The organism is Bacillus sp. FSL L8-0358, from assembly GCF_038593095.1.
Taxonomy (GTDB): Bacteria; Bacillota; Bacilli; order Bacillales; family Bacillaceae; genus Bacillus; species Bacillus subtilis.
Genome location: NZ_CP151962.1, coordinates 1928651 through 1942969, shown reverse-complemented (window position 1 = coordinate 1942969; position 14319 = coordinate 1928651). Strand labels below are relative to the sequence as shown.

The following is a 14319-nucleotide window of genomic DNA, read 5'->3' as shown; positions in this document are numbered from 1 at the left end:
CAGATCAGATCATTCTCAGATGAACATTACATTCCATCACAATTTTCTCACAATTTCATATTAAAACAAAATCATACATAAGTAAATATCAATGTTTTTATTAAATACAATAAGTTCGACTTATGAGAAAAATGTACCGGTAATTTTTACTGTTTACGCTCTCTCATATAACACAGTAAAAGGAGCCATATTATGATTGAGGTGATAATGATGGTCAAAAGAAAAGCGAATCACGTCATTAACGGAATGAATGACGCAAAAAGCCAAGGCAAAGGCGCCGGCTATATTGAAAACGACCAGCTTGTACTGACTGAAGCAGAACGCCAAAATAACAAAAAAAGAAAAACCAATCAATAACACCGAACTCTTTTAAGGAGGTTCTCAATTTATGACCAATAAGAATACAAGTAAAGATATGCATAAAAACGCCCCTAAAGGACACAATCCCGGACAACCCGAGCCTCTAAGCGGAAGCAAAAAAGTAAAGAACCGAAACCATACAAGACAAAAGCACAACTCAAGCCATGATATGTAAGAAAAGCAGACCTTAGTGTCTGTTTTTTTATGCGTTCACCCATTTATAATCCACCGCATATGATGTTAAGCAAGGTTGATATGTGGAGGAATGCTTCCATGAACCATTCAAAACGCAACGATGCGAATGATTTCGATAGTATGGATGAATGGCTTCGGCAATTTTTTGAAGACCCCTTCGCCTGGTACGACGAAACATTGCCTATTGATTTATATGAAACAAGTCAGCAGTATATTATAGAAGCGGATCTGACTTTTTTACAGCCTACACAAGTAACAGTTACCCTTTCTGGATGCGAGTTCATCTTAACTGTCAAATCGTCAGGACAGACTTTTGAAAAACAAATGATGCTTCCTTTTTATTTTAATGACAAAACCATTCAAGCCGAATGCGAAAATCAAATACTCACAGTCGCCGTCAATAAAGAAACAGAAGATGGCTCTTCTTTTTCTCTTCAATTTCCTCTCAGCTAAACATAAAAAGTCACTTTCATCCCCTATTATGAAAGTGACTTTTTTTCCGTCCATTTATCGTCAAATACCCTCTAGTGACTCTCCCATGGCCAAATAGCAGATTCACTATACAATAGAATATGATCTACTATCTCTTTTGACTAGACGTCTATCACTTTTTTCTATTCTTTTTTTACTGTGTTCTTCTAATCTCTCTTCGTATACAATATGGTTAGAATAAGGGGGAATGATTGATGCTGGAAGGATGGTTTTTGTTGTTTATTCTGTTTTGGGTGATCATGATGGTAGTCTTATTATCAATCGGCGGTTTTTTCATGTTTCGAAAGTTTTTAAAACGTTTACCAAAAGAGGACGGCAGATCAGAGCTTGATTGGCAGGATTACTATATTGAAAACAGCAGACATTTATGGAACGATGAAAACAAACAGTTTCTAGATGAATTGACTGCGCCGGTGCCAGAACTGTTCAGAGATGCAGCAAAAGCCAAAATCGCAGGCAAAATCGGTGAGCTTGCATTAAAAGAAAAGGTAGCAAAGATTGATCAGCAACTTATGATCAAAGGCTATATTCTCGCAACTCCTAAAAGAGACCATACCTTCTTAAAAAGGCATCTGCGGGACAAAAAAATCGATTTGGAACCTTATCAGACCCTTCTCAAATAAAAAACCTTTCCTGACAAGAGGAAAGGTTTTTTAATTCATTTGAATATTAGCTGACTGCAGCTCGTTATGAAGTTTTCGATATGATAAATACATGGCGATTCTCCAAGGCACAATCATACCGAAAGCCAGAATCCAAAACATTCCGCTCAGTGCACCATAATCAATTGATGTGCTCAAGATCGATTTCATCACGATTCTGATCACCAAAAGACCGACTAATATAAAAACAAATGCTTTAGAGCGTTTCATGTAAATTTCATTATTTTTAATTTCGAACTTAGAAGTTTTGATTAGAAAAATAGAGAAAATCACACCTAAAGTGAATGCTTCCAAAAACTCTGCACCAGTTACCCAAAATACCGGAAATAAAAACATTAACGCTCCCGTACTCATAAAAATCGGCGGAAGAATGATTTTTTTTGGTGAAACGGGCTTGTCAGAGGACTTTATTCTGACCACCATCACAGCTACAGCCATTAACACAGCAATAATCGATGAAACTATAATCATCATACTTATCATTCCTTTGTTTCTCGGAGTGTTGATACTATATACTATACTCCAAAACAATAAAAAAAACCATTTTGAAAAGAAATGACTTTAATGTCCCATAACGCGGCTTACAGCTTCCAGCACTTTTGTTTCCTCAAACGGCTTAACAATAAAATCCTTTGCCCCCAGCTCAATTGCTTCCGTTACAATTCTTTGCTGGCGCATGGCAGTGCACATGATGACCTTCGCTTTAGGATCAAAGGTTAAGATATCACGAAGCGCTTTAATGCCGTTTTTCACCGGCATTGTAATATCCATTGTTACAAGGTCCGGGCGCAGTTTTTTATACAGGTCCGCTGCTTGTTCACCGTCCGCCGCTTCGCCTGCGATTATGTAATTTGCCTCTTCCAAGATCTCTCTGATTTTTACTCTCATGAACTTGGCGTCGTCTACAACTAAAACTCTTGTCATATTCCCCTCCAACAATCGATTTCCACAGATAATAGTCTTATTGTACCAAAAACAAAAGGATTAGTAGTAGTACGAAAGTAATTTACCGTCAAAAACCAGTAAAGCCTCCAAAAAGATCTGACAGCAAAATAATGATCAGGCTCATCCAATTAAAGAATAACAGCACACCAATCACAATCATCAAAACGCCGCCAGCTTTCATAATGAAAAGCTGGTTCTTCCTTATCCACTTCAGCTTTGTGATAAAAAAAGACAATAAAAGAAACGGTACCGCAAAACCGAGTACATATAACATCATGTATGGCACCGCTGAGCCCGGATTGGTGCCTGCAAGTGTGATAACAGCACCTAATATCGGACCGGTACATGGTGTCCATCCAGCTGCAAATGCCATTCCGATTAAGACCGACCCTAAAAACCCGCTTGGTTTATGCTTAAAATGGATTCTCCGTTCTTTCATCATAGCCTCAGGCCGGAACACACCTAGTGTAATGAAACCGAACAAAATAATAAGCAACGCGCCAATTTGCCGAATCGCATCGTGATAATCCCTAAACAGGCTGCCAATAAAAGATGTTCCATAGCCTAAAGCAATAAAAATGACTGAAAAGCCAAGCAAAAAACACAAAGTATGAAACAGGCTTCTTTTCTGCAGCAGCAGCTTTTCTGTTTTTACATCGTCCATGCTGACCCCTGTAATATATGACAAAAAAGCTGGGTAAAGCGGCAGGCAGCAAGGCGAAATAAAGGATAAAAACCCCGCTCCGAATGTCAAAAAATAATTCACGTCTCCCATGTCATCATCCCTTCATGATTTGACATTCCTTCAAGTTATGACAAAATCATTTCATTTTTTTAACACTTTCACTTGAAGGATTTCTATTTTCAGAAAAAACTTATATAATTTAATTTGACATTGAGACATTATACTCCTTCTCATTTGAAAATTAGTATAAATATGGATATAATATAAACATTCACTTTGAAGATCTAATGTATGAAAGGATACATCCCTGTGATTAGAGAGCATCTATTAAAAGAAATTGAAAAAAAAAGAGCAGAGCTGCTGCAAATTGTCATGGCGAACGGAATGACATCTCATATTACGATAGAGCTCAGTCAGGAGCTTGACCATCTTCTCATACAATATCAAAAGCAGCGCCTTCGAGCAGTAGCGGGTGATGAATGATTGCAAAATAAAAAACCCGTATAAGGGTTTTTTATTTTATAACCATGTTTCTCTATATCATAATCTTTACGTATTATTTCGTTTGATTATTCATGGCTTTCATCATTTGATTGATTTTCTTTTGAGAAGGTTTCATTCCCATTTGCATCATCATCATGCGTAACATTTGTTCATTAATAGGCGGATTCTTTTTCAGGTAGCTCATCATATATTTACGAGCAATAAAAAACCCGAGTGCAACACCTATGAGCAATGCAACAACGCCCACTAGGATGCCAACCCATAAAGTCATTTTATTTCCTCCTTCATGTTGTCTAGTTTAAAGTGTACTAAACCAAAAGCTATTATACAACATTTACATCTCTTTTTCTTCGGTTTTAGACAAAATTTCTTTCTTTCACCGGATTTAGCCATCCGTAACGCTTCGAATTGAAATCCATTGCTAAAAAGCAAGGGCTTACTTTTCTTAACACTTCAAAGAATATCGTTTCTGCCTCGTAATCTCCCGAAGCTACAATTTCTATCATGTGCTCTTTCATCATAAACGTCGCGTGGCCTTTTGCTTTCGGCAAAGCTATTCTATAAATATAATCCAGCTGCCTGTAATCCGTCTTGTTTAAATTCATTTTTAACCGCTGATGCATATGTAAAATCGGGATTGGTTGTGTAATATATTGAATCTGTTTCTCTGTCATTTCATACTGCTGCTTTTCAAGGCTTGTCCAATGATAGTCTTGAAACAGCTCAAACATAACCGATTCCCGGCCGAAATAGTGATTGGCAAATTCCTCTTTGATCAGGTACGTATAGTAGTGACGTTCCATCTTTTCATCCCCTTTTCCAGCAGCATTTCATTTGCTCTCTATTATACAAAAGAAGAAAAGAAAGAATTGTCTATTACTGTTAAACAGCCAATACTATTTTTGTCGGATAAACAAGAAAAAGAGGATGATTTGACTCATCCTCTTTCAAAAGCTTACTTATTGATTAATGCCTTAACTCGATTCACTACGTTTGGAACTGAGAAGCCGTATTCGTTAATGATGGTTTCACCTGGAGCAGATGCACCGAATCGGTCTATGCCGAGAACGTCACCTTCAAGCCCTGTGTATTTGCCCCATCCAAATGATGAGCCCATTTCAATTGCAAGACGTTTTTTTACATCTGCAGGAAGGACTTCGTTTTTGTATTCATCAGATTGTTTCTCAAAACGGTCCATTGAAGGCATGCTGACAACAGAAACATCGATATTTTCTTTTGCCAATTCAGCCTGCGCTTCAATTGCAAGACCTACCTCTGATCCGGAGGCGATGAGAAGAGCGTCAGGTGTTTCGTTTTTAGATTTAGAAACGACATATGCACCTTTTTCTACTCCTGCCAATGCTTCTTCAGCTGTTTGATCGATGGTAGGAAGGTTTTGACGTGTAAGCACTAGCGCTGTTGGGTGGTCAGTGCTTTGCACTGCAAGCTTCCATGCTGCTGCTGTCTCATTGCCGTCTGCTGGACGGATCAAAGAAAGGTTAGGCATTGCACGGAGTGAAGCAAGCTGTTCAACAGGCTCGTGCGTCGGACCGTCTTCACCTACCGCAATACTGTCATGTGTGAAGACATATGTCACAGGAAGGCCCATTAACGCTGCAAGGCGAATCGCAGGACGCAGGTAATCAGAGAAGACAAAGAAAGTTCCGCCGAATACACGAAGACCGCCATGAAGCGCCATACCGTTTAAGGCTGCACCCATCGCAAATTCACGTACACCAAACCAGAAGTTTTTGCCTGAGTAATCAACCGCTGTAAAATCACCGGCATTTTTAATAGTCGTTTTGTTCGATCCCGCTAGGTCAGCAGAACCTCCGACAAAGAAAGGAATTTTTTTCGCAAGTCCGTTGAGAACTTCACCGGAAGATGCACGGGATGCCAGGCTACTTCCTTTTTCATACACAGGAACCTCTTGATCCCAGTCCTTCGGAAGCTCTCCTTTGATTGCCAGTTCAAGCTGTTCAGCAAGTTCAGGATAAACTTCTTTATATTTAGCGAATTGAGCATTCCATTCTTGTTCTTTTTTCTCACCTGATTCTTTAACAGCTGCAGCGAAATGCTCATAAACTTCTGACGGAACGTAGAAGTCTTCTTCATATGTCCACGCATAAGCTTCTTTTGTTAATTTGCTTTCCTCTTTACCAAGCGGCGCACCGTGAACACCGGATGTACCGGCACGGTTAGGTGAACCGAATCCGATTGTCGTTTTCACTTCAATTAATGTAGGTTTCTTTTCATTTTGGCGTGCTTTTTCGATAGCCGCTGTTAATTCTTCAATATTGTTTCCATCCTCAACATAAAGAACTTCCCAATTCATTGCTTCAAAACGCTGTTTCACGTTTTCAGAGAATGAACGGTCGAGGTCTCCATCAAGAGAGATGTCATTAGAATCGTATAGTACGATCAGACGGCCAAGCTGAAGATGGCCTGCGAGTGAAGCGGCTTCAGAAGAAATACCTTCCATTAAATCACCATCACCGCAAATACTGTATGTATAATGATCGACTACGTTAAATGAATCGCGGTTGTATGTTTCCGCTAAATGGCGTTCAGCGATTGCCATACCGACTGCCATGGCAATTCCTTGGCCAAGCGGACCTGTTGTAGCATCAACACCGGCAGTATGTCCGAATTCCGGGTGTCCAGGTGTTTTGCTGCCCCACTGGCGGAATCCCTTAAGATCTTCAATACTAAGATCAAACCCGCTTAAATGAAGCATGCTGTATAATAGTGCTGACCCGTGTCCAGCAGATAAAACAAAACGGTCACGGTTAAACCAGCCAGGGTTTGCCGGACTTACGTTCATAAATTTTGTCCACAGCGTGTATGCCATTGGAGCGGCTCCCATCGGCATCCCTGGATGTCCAGAATTTGCTTTTTCAATAGCGTCTATTGACAGTGTGCGAATGGTAGCAACTGATTTCTTTTCAATTGTATCCATAAAAATCCCCTTCCTTATGTGTTGTACCCTTACATCATAAATGTCTGACGACTTTTTCTCAACTGTTTCAGCTTAAATTTGAGAGAAACTTGTTGAATTTTGTCACATAAGAGTTTTGATTATAGTATATGCAAAAGAGGAATACGATATTGCCGTATCCCTCTTATATTAGTGAAGTTTGTTATTTCTTTGTTCTCTTTTTAGCTTTTCCGGTGTTACATCATTGCCTTCTGGGTCAATGATTTTCACACTTTTTAACGTGTTCTTCATAGAAGAACGAAAACCTTTCAAGTACTCTTGACGGAGCTTTTGCTGTTCGGCTTTTTCTTCTTCTGTAATAACGCCAGCTTTAGCTTTGGCAGCAAGCTCATTAATTCTGGCAATTTTCGCGTTTGAAATCATGTTAAACTCCTTTATTGCATTTTGTCTATATAGTACTAGATCAAAAAAAGTTTTACAACTGATTCACTCTGCTGTCTCTTCATTCTCTATGTATTCCTGAAAACGCCGGTGAACGGTTGCTTTAGAGACATCATAGCCAAACCCTCTTAGGGTAGCCGCGATTTCAGCAAACGTCAGTTTATTCGCTCTTAGGCGGACGATCTCAGAGATTGGCACCTCTATTTTTTCTTTTCCACTGTTCTCATGTTGGTTTTTTAAGTTTTTTTGCGGTTTAAAACCGTTTTTTACTGCACGCTTCATTCCCCGTCTGATTTTCATGTTGTGAATCTTTCGCTGATACTCTTCCACAATGCTGACGATTTCCAAGACCATTGAGTCAGCCTCCGATAACTCCAGTTCACCTCTGTGAGCCGTTGTATAGACTTTCACACCTTCTCTGTAAATACAATGAAGCAGTGCGATTTTTGCGTTTCCCCGCCCGAGCCTTGTCTCGTCTTGAACCAAAATGACATCAATTCCAGCGTTCTTAATCTCATCAAGCAGCTCAAACACACCATCCCGATCCATTTCATATCCGCTGGCTTTTTCTGAAATCACTTTGACCACTTCCATGCCGTTCTCCGCTGCAATGGCCGTAAGCTCCTCTTCCTGCCGCTTTAATGACGTTTCCTGCTGTTCTTTATTTGTGCTTACACGGGCATAAATGAGTGCTTTCATTTTATCTCTCTTTCCTCTCTATCTTACAGTTGCCAATTCATATGCATCCTGATGCTTCTTTTTCAATGGGATCACTAACTCATCACCCGGCTGGATATCAGATGTCTGTAGTTGATTTTTATCAGCTACCCATTCAATAAAATCATTTTTGTTTATCTTTTTTGTATCTGCTACCTGATCAGCAATTGACCAAAGTGTGTCGCCTTGCTGGACTTCTATTTTAACATACTGATTAAGCTCCTGGCCGCTGCTTGTATATGACAGCATAAGGATAACCGCGCTCAAAATCACTGTGAACAGACCGACAAAAATAATAGATTCTTTACTCATGATCATAACCTCCAACAGGAATGTTTGTTCGCATTTTTATAATTTCAGTATATACGAACAAACGTTTCTGTCAATTGTTTTTTCGAACCTATGTTTGTACTGTAAGGAAAATCATGCTATAATCTTCTTAAAATCGACGTTTTGAGGTGCGAAAAATGACGAAGCTATCAAAAAGGCAACTTGATATCCTCCGTTTTATTAAAGCAGAGGTTAAATCAAAAGGATATCCGCCTTCCGTTAGAGAGATCGGAGAGGCTGTCGGGCTTGCGTCCAGCTCTACTGTCCACGGCCATTTGGCCCGCTTGGAAACAAAAGGACTGATCAGACGGGATCCGACAAAACCAAGAGCAATAGAAATTCTTGATGAAGAAGTAGACATTCCGCAAAGCCAGGTCGTTAATGTACCGGTCATCGGGAAAGTCACGGCGGGATCTCCTATTACAGCAGTAGAAAATATTGAAGAATATTTTCCGCTCCCTGACCGCATGGTTCCTCCAGACGAGCATGTATTTATGCTGGAGATTATGGGAGACAGTATGATAGATGCCGGTATTCTCGATAAGGACTATGTCATCGTTAAACAGCAAAACACAGCGAACAATGGGGAAATTGTAGTTGCGATGACAGAAGATGATGAAGCAACTGTAAAACGATTCTATAAAGAGGATACCCACATTCGCTTGCAGCCTGAGAACCCAACGATGGAACCTATCATTTTGCAGAATGTCAGCATTCTAGGGAAAGTGATTGGCGTGTTCAGAACCGTCCATTAATCTATTGATCTATCAGATGCATGAAATAACCCCCTCTTCCTTTACGGAGAGGGGGTTTGTTGTTCAAAAAAAGCAGGCTCGCCCTGACTTTTGGGTGCGAGCCTGAATAGGAGGAAAAAGAACATCATGTTTACACCATAATTATCCACCAAAAGATTGTTGAAGTCAAGAAATTTTCTTTCCTTCAGGAAACTTTTATCAAAATATGAACGTTTAGAATATTAGACGCTATCTTCTTAAAAACGTTTCATTTTTTAGGTCGTGGAAGGATGCGGTTTCATATTTATTAAGGGGCGAGGCAATTGAAATATACTGAAAATTTAGTGCACAGTTTAATTAGTTCATGTTTCTGTTAAAACAGCTCGCTTTCTTCATATAAAATGTAATATGTATTTCAATTTCGCCTTCACCCAATCACTTGTGCAGTTCAAAATATATGGCATCGTTGAACAAATCGGGTAGAAACCTTCCCCAAACATAAAGTCTCCACCAACACCCTTCTTTAAATTTAACCTTATATGAAATATGGTTGTGATATCAAAAGGCCGTTTCATCATAAAAGTGCATATGCGTTTTTTCTTGTTTGTAATATCGAAGCCTGTCTTGAAGGGTTCCGGTATGAAATTCAAATTTGTGGCCGTCAGGGTCGGTAAAATAAATTGATTTTCGATCGCGTTCATCTCGTTCTCTGCCAGGCAGAATATTGACATGTTGTCTTTTTAATTTAGCTGACACCTCCTCAAATTCATGATCTTCAATTGTAAAAGCAATATGGGTATAAGAAAGCTTAATGTCATTTCTCGGGATGTCTGGTTCTTCATTAAGAGCTAGCCAGATGCCGTTCATATCAAAATATGCAGTTGTTCTTCCCTTTACCAATAGCTTTGCACCAAACACTTTTTGATAAAAATCAATCGATGTATCCAAATGCGAAACTGAAAATAGCAAGTGATTGATTCCTTTTATCTCCACAAATCATTCCCCCCTTGAAAGCTGATCATCCACATATACGACTTTTTCATAAGAAAGTTTCATACAGCTGAAAAAAATACCAGTGTAAACAAAAACGGACTGTTTAAAATAGTAACATGACATTATGAATGGTTTTGAATTGCATTATTTATCACTTGTTTACGCCCAAGAATTTTCTTCAAAAAATAACAATTTAGGTGGTCAAATGAAACATATCATTGCGCTTGCTTCAAAGATTGCTTTCACTCTCGCCCTTTTATATGTGATTTTGGACAGAGTCTATCACGCATCCTTTTTAAGTGTGATGTTTATTGCACTTTTCTTAGGTTTTGTTTCTTATCTTTCTGGTGACATGCTCGTCTTACCCAGAACAAACAATATTACAGCTTCATTGGCTGACTTTGGCCTTTCATTCGTTATTCTTTGGGTATTTGTTTTAACCCAAACAAGAAACGATTTCTCACCATTTGGAGCGGCTCTCCTTTCCGCTGCCTGTCTTACTGTTTTTGAATACTTTTTTCATCGGTATTTACTGAAAAATGTGCTTGATGAAAATTTCCGAAATGAACTGTCAGCGAGAGATAACACGTTGCAGTATCAAACGGAAGCCGCAGACGAGTTGTTTCCCGAAACGAATGAGAAACATAAGGAATAGGAGGCTGTCTTATCGCCTCCTATTTTTCAGTAGCTATTTTTGAGAAAACGGAACATCACTTCTGTAAACTCATAAAACCTCTCATTTTGAGTAACAGCTCTGCTTTTTAAAGAAAAGATGCCGAACAAAGACTTTCGAAAGCCAGTGCTCATTTCTATCTGGATACTTAAACCTGTTTTTGATTTATTTGCAATGTTATTCGGACTAACGCCCGCATGCGGATGGTCCGTATTGAGCAATACAGCAGGAAAACCGGCATGCTGCAATTTCTCAACTAAATCTGCCGCTCTTACGCGATCTGTACCGCCGACTTCGATCTGCTGATCTTCTTCTGCGTACCCGTGTAATGAAATGACATATTCATGGTTTCCCGTCATTTTAAGGGCCCGAGGTTCATCAAAGTGTGTACTCGTAATGTGCAGGACTGAGTTTCCTGCCGATTTTAAGCCTTCAAATAAATACATCGAGTACTCTTTGCTGAGCTCTCTCGCTACTTCACTTGTCCCGCCTTCAATACCTCCTCCGTGAATAGCTAAAACAAGAACAGGGCTTCCGGTTTCTTTCGTAACAACGTCGTAATCAGAAGGATCTTCATTGTTTTTTAATTCCTCAAAATTCTGATATACATCTTCAGCATAAATTGAAGAAATCGGAGTAAATACCATAAAAATTAACAATAATTTTACAATTTTAATAGTTGATGGAAAACGTTTGGCTATGTTACAATCAACATGCTTCAAGGTATGGAGCAAACGGCGGAGCAGGGATACTTTGGCCGGTTTCATCTACTCCGCCTCTAAGTCCAAATCAACAGGATGTAGGTCTCTTTGAGGCTTTAGCACGAATTCTCTCGTCCTCCTTGTTAAATTTTTGTTAAATTCACAATATTATATACCATTAGCCCGGGCGCTGTTCTTCTCATTTTTGAATTTATGAAAAGTAAGCTGGCACCACCTCCCCCATTTCCATACAAAACAAAAATGCACCTGCCCTTTGGCCTGCGCATTTTTTATTTTCTCTTCATTTTTCGTTTTTTTGCTTGATTTAATTTCATGATGTTTTTTTCAATTTTTCTTATGTTTCGCCTTTGCGGGATTGTTTTCATTTCATAATAAACAGAAATAAACCCGCTTAATGTCACTGCTGCAATATAAAGGACGCGCTGTTTGATCATCCGGTCAGCGTGTCCATGATCATTCGCTTCTTTTTCCAGCCTTTCGATCACAGTTTTATCAAACAGCTGATCGACATACACTTGTTTCATTCCCACTGCAAACCCAGCAGCCAGCCAAAGAATCAGAAATAAACTGATATAAAACACCATAAACCCTTCCTTTCCTGTCTTGATGCGGCGCAGAATTTTAAAACAGTTCATCTATTACAACTGGCAGACGAAGCTTCTTCTTTGTATTAGGTTCTTTCAATAGGCTGGTTAATATGTGTAATGCTGTAATGAACAGTTAGAAATTTTATTCCGAACAGCCACATATGATGAACAGCGGTTAATTTGTTGTCATGTGCAGCTTCTATCAGAAAGGTTTCAGATAAAGGAAGCGGACAAGTTCCCGCTCTTGTTTGCAGATAAATCCCCTCATCCCCCGCTCTGCTTTTTCTCCGCCTGCTTGTTAAAACCAGCTTCTCCTGATGATGATATGGTTTTAAAATACCTGTCATGCTGCTGAATGGAAGCGGTAAAGAAATATTCATATACCCCTCTCCATTTGAGCGATACACTGAATAAAGAGCGGTAAAAATGGTTTCGTTTTTTTCATTTGTTCTAATCCAGGCACGAACTCTTTCCCTTCCGTCTTTTTTCGAATGAACACCTTTTATCTTGCTGTACATCCTATACCAGTCAGGGTTCGTCGAAAGATGTATTTGGCCGATTCTTCTGCTGAACCATTCGTAAATAATTGCAAGCGGCCGAAACCACGTGCTCCATGTTACTTTTGCTTTAATATTGTATTCGATGGTTTGTTCATAAAACGAAAGAATGAGCGGCGACAGTTTTTCAGGTGAAAAATCTTTTGAACGCAGGCTGCCCATATCATCCACAAGTCCGCTGTACCGAGCGTTATTTTCAGCTTGAATATTAGCTAAAAATTCTTCTCCAATCTTTCTTTTTCCGTAGATACGGCTGAATGTCTTTACACGGTCTGCATCAAAAGGCTTCGGATCCTCTATTCTCCACCCTATAAGAGCGGGCAATATAACACCAAACGCGTTGACAAAACCGTGAATCCAAATCATCTGATTGATGGTCAATGTAACTTCTTGCCGAAATACACCAAATGAATAAATCATCGAGAAAGCAATCGTTATCATTAAAACAGCGGAAGAAAGCCGAATAAGAAATGTCCCCGTCTTGGTGCGAAAAGCTGCCGTGAACACCAAAAATGCATGAAGATAAATCGCCGCCATATAAATGCTAACCGCAATGACATCAAGTGTTTTTGAATATGTGATGCCCAGCGCGATAAGAAGGGGCGAAAGCAAAATCACCCATGTTATCCAACTGTACAACATCCGATGCTTTCTAATGGTTCTGCCGAGTAAACCATTGAAGATCGGGATCAGAAAAGCAGAATAGTGAAAGTGGACAGCAGTCAGCAAAATGATGAGAGGGCCAAATTGCATGATCTGCAAATGGGCAGCATAAGCAAAAAACCAAAATCCTCCTCCCGCCAAATAAATAAGACCGAACAAAACTGATGTCTCTTCGATTCTATGTATCTTTGTTTCCCAAAGGCGGAGGATCGCATACAATGCAATAAAAATTGTGTACGTCCACCAGATTAGCGCGAAACCCCCAACCTCCGTCACTAGAGCCAGCACCGCAAAGAATGCGGCTACAGGATAGCACTGGATTAGCCCATATTCCATAAACTGAGCAGCACGAACCGGAGATTGACGAAAAACAAAAGGAAAAATTCCCGGCACGAAAAATAGAATGGATAACAAAACGAGTGCCTCTGCCACTGAAATATCCGGTGCTTCCGCTGCAAGAAATCCAATAAAACAAAGCGCACTGACTATGCCATTTCGTTTCATGATTCTCTCTCTTCCTCTTGAAACGTTCCTTTATAAAAGAAAAGAGTGCCCAGAATTGTATTTTGCACATGCACTTCAATGGTGAAACAATTCTTTCTTTCATCAAACGTTTCGCAAACTACGGATGTACCTGTCAGCCATTTCGGCAGCGGGATACTTTTTCCGCATATCAATAGCCATTGCTTTCCCGATGTGATCGTAAGAGAGCCGTCATGAGATGCCTCGAACGTCAAAACAGACAGCAGCAGATGAGGTTTGCCGAAGAAATCAAGTATTCTATTTTCTTTCTCGTCATATATCATTATCGCGTCAAAGAAACGTTTTTTGCCTTTAAAGAAAAATGTACGATACCATTCTATCCCTGTATGTTGCGATTTCAAAAGACAAGTTCTATTTTGTATTGTAAATGGGATGTCTTTGCCTCTTTCTGAAAAGAAGCATCTGAAAAAAACACCAAGCTTTAACAGCATTCTAACCAGAAAAGAGCCTCCGCTTATTTCTGACATCGTTCCCGTCCCGCTGAATGTATGAGACCCATCTAATTGGTACCGTTTCTGCAGCTTGGGATGCAGCAAATGATAGTTAATAGTTGATTTTTCATAAATCGAACTCACAAT

At 39.6% G+C, this 14319-nt stretch carries 21 protein-coding genes and 1 pseudogene; 7 read left to right on the top strand and 15 right to left on the bottom strand.

Annotated features, from left to right (window positions below; all coding sequences use genetic code 11):
• Nucleotides 1-210 precede the first annotated feature (210 nt).
• From sspO to yneK, 4 genes are all read left to right on the top strand, one after another.
• Nucleotides 211-357 carry an acid-soluble spore protein SspO gene (gene sspO / locus NYE49_RS09820; protein WP_003244839.1) on the top strand — a complete coding sequence of 49 codons (147 nt, stop codon included), beginning with the start codon at nt 211-213 and terminating at the stop codon, nt 355-357.
• A 31-nt stretch (nt 358-388) separates the two neighbouring features.
• Complete coding sequence (locus NYE49_RS09815) at nt 389-535, top strand: small acid-soluble spore protein P (protein ID WP_003221237.1); 147 nt, start codon at nt 389-391, stop codon at nt 533-535.
• A gap of 80 nt (nt 536-615) precedes the next feature.
• Nucleotides 616-1008 (top strand): outer spore coat protein CotM, encoded by a 393-nt coding sequence (gene cotM, locus NYE49_RS09810; RefSeq protein ID WP_015251997.1) that lies wholly within the window; start codon nt 616-618, stop codon nt 1006-1008.
• A 233-nt stretch (nt 1009-1241) separates the two neighbouring features.
• On the top strand, nt 1242-1670 hold the full coding sequence (gene yneK, locus NYE49_RS09805) for a DynA interaction protein YneK (protein ID WP_047182676.1): 429 nt from the start codon (nt 1242-1244) through the stop codon (nt 1668-1670).
• Between the two features lie 30 nt (nt 1671-1700).
• Here the strand turns inward: yneK and NYE49_RS09800 are convergent, their stop codons facing one another.
• From NYE49_RS09800 to ccdA, 3 genes are all read right to left on the bottom strand, one after another.
• Entirely contained in the window at nt 1701-2192 is a 492-nt protein-coding gene (locus NYE49_RS09800) for a CcdC family protein (RefSeq protein ID WP_072174017.1), read from the bottom strand.
• A 78-nt stretch (nt 2193-2270) separates the two neighbouring features.
• The gene (locus NYE49_RS09795) at nt 2271-2633 is read right to left on the bottom strand and encodes a response regulator (protein WP_003245707.1); all 363 of its coding nucleotides are present in this window, start codon (nt 2631-2633) and stop codon (nt 2271-2273) included.
• Between the two features lie 88 nt (nt 2634-2721).
• Nucleotides 2722-3429: a cytochrome c-type biogenesis protein CcdA gene (ccdA, locus tag NYE49_RS09790; RefSeq protein WP_015383767.1), complete on the bottom strand. Its 708-nt coding sequence runs from the start codon at nt 3427-3429 to the stop codon at nt 2722-2724.
• A gap of 219 nt (nt 3430-3648) precedes the next feature.
• Between ccdA and ynzD the strand changes: the two genes are divergently transcribed.
• Nucleotides 3649-3822: an aspartyl-phosphate phosphatase YnzD gene (ynzD, locus tag NYE49_RS09785; protein ID WP_010886518.1), complete on the top strand. Its 174-nt coding sequence runs from the start codon at nt 3649-3651 to the stop codon at nt 3820-3822.
• A 73-nt stretch (nt 3823-3895) separates the two neighbouring features.
• Here ynzD and NYE49_RS09780 read toward each other — a convergent pair whose 3' ends face one another.
• From NYE49_RS09780 to yneA, 6 genes are all read right to left on the bottom strand, one after another.
• A complete protein-coding gene (locus tag NYE49_RS09780) occupies nt 3896-4114 on the bottom strand; it encodes a YneF family protein (RefSeq protein ID WP_003221221.1) in 219 nt (72 codons plus the stop codon).
• Nucleotides 4115-4199: 85 nt separating this feature from the next.
• Nucleotides 4200-4646, bottom strand: coding sequence for a sporulation inhibitor of replication protein SirA (gene sirA, locus NYE49_RS09775; RefSeq protein ID WP_003231591.1), 447 nt, complete (start codon nt 4644-4646; stop codon nt 4200-4202).
• Nucleotides 4647-4798: 152 nt separating this feature from the next.
• Nucleotides 4799-6802: a transketolase gene (gene tkt, locus NYE49_RS09770; RefSeq protein WP_014476936.1), complete on the bottom strand. Its 2004-nt coding sequence runs from the start codon at nt 6800-6802 to the stop codon at nt 4799-4801.
• A gap of 168 nt (nt 6803-6970) precedes the next feature.
• Nucleotides 6971-7204, bottom strand: coding sequence for a DUF896 domain-containing protein (locus NYE49_RS09765; protein ID WP_003231595.1), 234 nt, complete (start codon nt 7202-7204; stop codon nt 6971-6973).
• Between the two features lie 63 nt (nt 7205-7267).
• The gene (locus tag NYE49_RS09760; protein ID WP_015383764.1) at nt 7268-7921 is read right to left on the bottom strand and encodes a recombinase family protein; all 654 of its coding nucleotides are present in this window, start codon (nt 7919-7921) and stop codon (nt 7268-7270) included.
• Between the two features lie 18 nt (nt 7922-7939).
• Nucleotides 7940-8257 carry a cell division suppressor protein YneA gene (yneA, locus tag NYE49_RS09755; protein WP_003231598.1) on the bottom strand — a complete coding sequence of 106 codons (318 nt, stop codon included), beginning with the start codon at nt 8255-8257 and terminating at the stop codon, nt 7940-7942.
• A 149-nt stretch (nt 8258-8406) separates the two neighbouring features.
• Between yneA and lexA the strand changes: the two genes are divergently transcribed.
• A complete protein-coding gene (lexA, locus tag NYE49_RS09750; protein ID WP_003238209.1) occupies nt 8407-9024 on the top strand; it encodes a transcriptional repressor LexA in 618 nt (205 codons plus the stop codon).
• 352 nt (nt 9025-9376) lie between these two features.
• On the opposite strand, the pseudogene NYE49_RS09745 reads toward lexA, so the two are convergent.
• Together NYE49_RS09745 and fosB are read right to left on the bottom strand one after the other, a co-directional pair.
• A pseudogene (locus NYE49_RS09745) lies at nt 9377-9653 on the bottom strand (hypothetical protein).
• Nucleotides 9562-9996, bottom strand: coding sequence for a metallothiol transferase FosB (gene fosB / locus NYE49_RS09740; protein ID WP_015383763.1), 435 nt, complete (start codon nt 9994-9996; stop codon nt 9562-9564). The pseudogene NYE49_RS09745 and the gene fosB overlap by 92 nt, the downstream one beginning before the upstream one ends.
• Before the next feature lie 205 nt (nt 9997-10201).
• Between fosB and NYE49_RS09735 the strand changes: the two genes are divergently transcribed.
• A complete protein-coding gene (locus NYE49_RS09735) occupies nt 10202-10651 on the top strand; it encodes a YndM family protein (RefSeq protein WP_015483284.1) in 450 nt (149 codons plus the stop codon).
• A gap of 26 nt (nt 10652-10677) precedes the next feature.
• On the opposite strand, the gene pghL is transcribed toward NYE49_RS09735, so the two are convergent.
• From pghL to NYE49_RS09715, 4 genes are all read right to left on the bottom strand, one after another.
• Nucleotides 10678-11436 carry a gamma-polyglutamate hydrolase PghL gene (gene pghL / locus NYE49_RS09730; protein ID WP_047182675.1) on the bottom strand — a complete coding sequence of 253 codons (759 nt, stop codon included), beginning with the start codon at nt 11434-11436 and terminating at the stop codon, nt 10678-10680.
• A 224-nt stretch (nt 11437-11660) separates the two neighbouring features.
• A complete protein-coding gene (locus NYE49_RS09725; protein WP_174616646.1) occupies nt 11661-11975 on the bottom strand; it encodes a hypothetical protein in 315 nt (104 codons plus the stop codon).
• An 86-nt stretch (nt 11976-12061) separates the two neighbouring features.
• On the bottom strand, nt 12062-13702 hold the full coding sequence (locus NYE49_RS09720; RefSeq protein WP_015383759.1) for a YndJ family protein: 1641 nt from the start codon (nt 13700-13702) through the stop codon (nt 12062-12064).
• Complete coding sequence (locus tag NYE49_RS09715) at nt 13699-14316, bottom strand: DUF4166 domain-containing protein (RefSeq protein ID WP_047182674.1); 618 nt, start codon at nt 14314-14316, stop codon at nt 13699-13701. Before NYE49_RS09715 ends, NYE49_RS09720 begins: the two co-directional genes overlap by 4 nt.
• Nucleotides 14317-14319: the final 3 nt, after the last annotated feature.